3 protein-coding genes are annotated in these 4,768 nt (G+C 68.2%); 1 reads left to right on the forward strand and 2 read right to left on the reverse strand.

Annotated elements, in window-relative coordinates:
- The first annotated feature begins 68 nt into the window (after nucleotides 1-68).
- Nucleotides 69-2,861 carry a family 78 glycoside hydrolase catalytic domain gene (locus tag AC5RWX_RS30325; protein WP_494099921.1) on the forward strand — a complete coding sequence of 931 codons (2,793 nt, stop codon included), beginning with the start codon at nucleotides 69-71 and terminating at the stop codon, nucleotides 2,859-2,861.
- A 4-nt stretch (nucleotides 2,862-2,865) separates the two neighbouring features.
- Here the strand turns inward: AC5RWX_RS30325 and AC5RWX_RS30330 are convergent, their stop codons facing one another.
- Nucleotides 2,866-4,128, reverse strand: a complete 1,263-nt coding sequence (locus AC5RWX_RS30330) for an MFS transporter (protein ID WP_494099922.1) — start codon at nucleotides 4,126-4,128, stop codon at nucleotides 2,866-2,868.
- 94 nt (nucleotides 4,129-4,222) lie between these two features.
- Nucleotides 4,223-4,768 (reverse strand): Poxvirus protein I5 (locus AC5RWX_RS30335; protein WP_494099923.1); only part of this gene is annotated, 546 nt, incomplete at its 5' end.

Genomic DNA, 4,768 nt, shown 5'->3' on the forward strand with positions numbered 1-4,768 from the left:
TCCTTCCCAGCCCCGGCCCTCCGCTTGGTGCTTTCCGGCTGCAGGCACGCGTCCGGCCAATGTTGGGCATGGCCGGGGTCATCGTCCGGAGCTCCGGCCCCGGTACCGGGCTGCTGCTGGAACTCAGTGCGGCCGGCGACGTTGTACTTCGCCGGGCCGCCGGGTGGGAGATTCCCGTGGCAGCGGCTCCCGCCACTGAGGTCCTCGCCACTGGCCGGACAGGCCCGTCCACCAAGGAATGGCGGGACCTGGACGTCACGGACGACGGCAGGGCCATCACCGTGGCCGTGGACGGTGTGCAACTCCTGGCCTGGAAGGAGCCCGCAGCTCCCGGCGGGCAGGGCCGGCTGGCCCTTCACCAAGGGCCCCGCAGCCAAGCCGAATTTCTATCGCTCCACGTCTCGGACACCTCCGGCGGAAACCCCGGCGAACTGCTCCTCGACCAGCAGTTCGGCGCCGGCACCGACCTTGCCCGCACCCACCTCGCGCACTGGGCCGGCACCACAGCACACCGCCAGCCGGATGAGTGGACGCTGTTCAGCAGCACCATCAGGCTTACCGGTGCCGTGTCCAGGGCCCGACTCTTTATGGCGGCAAACCACCACGCCCAGCTTTCACTGGGCGGCACCAAATGCCTCAGCACCACGTCCTTCGGCTACCCCGGCGAAGGGTATTACGACGCCGCGGACGTCACCGGACTGCTCACCGGACTTTCGGACACCACGGCAGGCACCGCGGCAGGGCCGCAGGACGTCGAGGTGCCGCTGACAGCACTGCTGCACTGGTACGGACCCGGGCAGGGCCGCGCCGCTGGCCTCCCAGGCCTCCTGGTCCGCCTCAGTGTTGACTATGCTGACGGCCGGCACGAGGTTTTTTCGTCCGGCCCGGATTGGCTGGCGTCCGAGGCGCCCTACCGTCAGTCGGGTTACCGCAATGACGAAGGCGACCCCGTGGAGCACCTGGACGGACTGGCCGCGGCCACCCTGCCCGCCGTCGAACAGATGCCTCCCGCCCTGAGCTACGGCAGCCACCCTTGCCCCGAGTTCCCGGCCCTGCATCCGCGGCGGACGGTGCTGGCGGAGGAGTTCATGGCGCCGCAAGCGTTCCTGACCGCCGATGACGGAACGCTGGTGGCGGACTTTGGCCAGGTCATCCCCGGCCGCCCCGAAGTGGACTTCCTCAACGGCGTCCCCGGCCAGACGGTAATGATACGCGCCGGTTACCTCCTGGGCCCCGACGGCAGGGTGGACGCGGGCAAAACCGCCAGCCAGAACACCGACATGGCCTTCCCCTACACCCAGACCGCGGGTCCGCAGCAGTACCGGGCCACGGTGCACCTGGGCTTCCGCTACCTGGAACTGCCCGGAGTGGACGCCGCGGACCTGTCTAAGGTCGGCGCCGTGCTGGTCCACGGCCGGCACCCCCGCGAGGCGAATTTCACTAGTTCCGATCCGACGCTGAATGACGTGTTCCGGCTGCTGCGGGACTCGGCGCTCTACGGTGTGCAGGAGCAGTTCGTGGACACGCCCACCCGTGAGAAAGGCCAGTTCCTGGCCGACGCCGTCAACATCTCCTACGCCACCATGTCCCTCTTCGGCGAACACGCCTACACCGCCCAGGCGCTGCGGGAGTTCGGTTGGTCGGCCGCCCGCTACTGGACCGACGGAGCAGACAAGGGCCGCTACAACGCCGTGTACCCGAACGGCGACGGCAAACGGGACATTCCCGACTTCTCCCTCATGGTCCCGGAGTGGGTTGAGGAGTACCACCGCCGCACCGGTGACCTGGCTTTGGTCCGGGAGCTGCTGCCGCTCCTCTGTGACACGGCGGAGTACGCCTTGCGGTATATCCCGGCGGAGGGCCCGACGGCGGGACTGGTCACCCGACTTGGTGGCGGCTCCGGCCCCTACCTCCACGGCATCGTGGACTGGCCTGCCCCGGGCCGCTTCGGCTACGACATGGCCTGCGCCGCCAAGACCACCGTAAACACCCAGGCCTACTCGGCCCTCATCTCAACCTCCCGGCTCTGCGCCCTGGCCGGGCAGGAGGACGCCGCCGTCGAGTACGCCCGGCGTGCCCGCACCCTGGCAGGAGCCATCCGTACCCGCTTCCGCGTGGACAGTGTGATGGTGGACGGCCTCCACGCCGACGGGACACCCAGCTCCCACGCCTCCCAGCACGCCACCTCCTTCCCGCTGTCGCTGGGGATCACCGGCACGGAGCACGCCAGGGCTGACGCCCTGCGAATTGCCGGCATGGGCATGCAGCAGGGGCCCCTGACCGTGCACCGGCTGGTCCGGGCGCTGCTGTCCCAAGGGCTCGCCGATGCTGTCCTGGACCTGCTCACCACAAAGGACCAGCCCGGCTGGGCGAACCTCCTCGTGCGCGGCGCCACCTTCACCTGGGAAGCCTGGGACCTTGCGGAAGGCAGCGATTACAGCCAGTCCCACGCGTGGTCTGCCTCGGTGGCCAAGGAGATCCTCGAGCACTTGCTCGGCGTCCGGTACGCCACCGCCGGCGGCCGTGAACTCCTGATCGAACCACCTCTGTGCCGGTTGGAGTATGCTCGCGGCACCGTTCCGGCAGGCAACGGCGACGTGGCAGTCAACTGGCGCCGCGACAGCGGCCTGGTTCATCTGGAATGCACGGTCCCGGCCGGTGTTGCCGCGGTTGTCCGGCTGCCCGCCGGCACCTACGGGATCAAGGGACCTACGGCGGATGCCGCCGTCGAAACTTCCGCGCATGCCAGCGCCACGGATGGCAGCACAAGCCCCGGCGGCGGGCCGGCCGGGAGTCGGGAAACAATGGTCTTCCGAATCCACCCCGGAACCTGGACGTTCACGCCGGCGGGAGCGACCTAAGGAGTCAGGTACGCCGCAGGGTGCGGGCGTTCAGCCAGAGCAGCACACCGATCACTGCTGCGGACAGCATGCCCAGGGCACCGGTGGTGACTAATCCGATCCGTACGCCGAACTGCTCGGTCAGCCAGCCGGCCAGCAGGCCGCCCAGGGCGTGTCCGCCCAGCAGCAGCGGCAGGTACAAAGCCATCACCCTGCCGCGGATCTCCGGGCCGGCCTCCAGCTGCACGGCGGTAGCGGCACTGGTCAGGAACAGCAGCGTCATCAGGCCCACCACCACCAGCATGACAATAAAAAGGATGAGGTTGGGCATCAGGGCCGCCACCAGCTGGGAGAGCCCGAAGAGGCCTGCCGCCAGCACGATTCCCTTCCGGCCCAGGCTCCGCAGGCGGGCCGCCAACAGGGCGCCGGCCAGGGCTCCGATGGCACTGACGGTGTTGAACAGGCCGAACCCTTCAACACCGTTGTGCCACACCCGTTCGGCAAAGGCGGCCAGCACCACGGGCCCGTTCATGCCGAACATCCCCAGGAGTCCGGCCAAGGCAATGATCAGCAGCAGCGACGGCCGTTCCCGGACATAGCGGAACCCCGCCAGGAGCTGGCCCTTTCCCCGCTCCGCCGGGATACTCGGGTGCAGCTCAGCCGGCCGGATAGCGGCGATCAGGCAAAGCACCAGCAGGCACAGCACTGAGTTCGCCGCAAACGCTGCGGCCGATCCGACGTGTGCAATGACGATTCCAGCCAGCGCAGGTCCTGCCATGGCACCCAGCTGGCCGATGGCATTGTTGATGCCGATCGCTGGCCTGAGGGCGGCGTCGCCCACTACTTCGTTGACGAACACCTGGCTGGCAGGCTGGTTGATGGCTGACGTCACGCCAAGCGCCACACAACTGGCGTAAACGGCCCAGACGGTGACGGTTCCAGTCGCGACCCACACGGCGAGGGCCAGGGCAAGGAGGGCAATGACGGCCTGGCAAACCATCATGATCCGGCGTTTGGGAAACATATCCACGAGCAAGCCGCTGAGGGGTCCCACGATCAGCATCGGCAGGAACTGCAGTGCCACCGCCACACCCACGGCGGCCGGGCTGCCGGTCAGCTGCAGCACCAGCCAGTCCTGGGCCAGCCGCTGCATCCACACCCCCACACTGCCGGTAAACACGAGGGCCAGGAAGATCCGGTAGTTGCGAAGCTTGAGGGGCTGGTACCAAGGAGGTTGGCTCTCCGCCGAGCGGAGGGACTGTTCGGAACGCTGGCGGTCGGAAGACACGTCGGACTCAACTCACAATAGTGGCGGGCAGAACCAGGATTAGCGTGCGGGAGTTGCCCGCCGCTGGTGGAACTCAGTACTGAGGCGCCTGATGTCAGGAGCGGGTGGAGCGCAGTTTGACTGCTGCGGCGGCGAGGATCAGGGTACCGGGAACCACCACGAACAAAGCCGCCAGCATCCAGACGAACACCACTGCCCCGAAGAGCGCGGCCGCCAGCAGGAGGGACCCAGTCCAGTCCTTCAGGGACAAGGCCTGGCCGGTCTCGAGGGCGGATCGCCAGGCGCTGGGGGCGTCGGCGCGGGAGCCGGTGAAGTCGGACCACGCGGCGGCAGTGCGCAGGACCACGATGGCTGCCGCAGCAGCCAGGATCAGGGTTGCCGGCAGCACCACTTCCCGGCCCGGCAGCTGCCCCACCCAAGCGAGCAAAAGGTTAAGGACAATCACGACGGCGGCTGCCGCCGTCGTGATACCAATCTTCCAGCTGCCTGGCAGGGCAGCCTTGAACGTGCCCCACAGGCCTCTGACGGAATCGTCCCGGCCGGAAAGGTGCCGTTCCAGATGGGCGATCCCCGCCGCATATGCGGCGGGGATCGTCACCAGCGGAATGGACAGCACCAACACCAACACCCCTGCCAGGAG

It is taken from the genome of Arthrobacter sp. SPT-J7 (assembly GCF_059089965.1).

Bases quoted from the DNA above. Each gene is read 5' to 3' on its own strand.
- AC5RWX_RS30325 (WP_494099921.1), top strand. From the start codon at position 69: ATGGCCGGGGTCATCGTCCGGAGCTCCGGCCCCGGTACCGGGCTGCTG.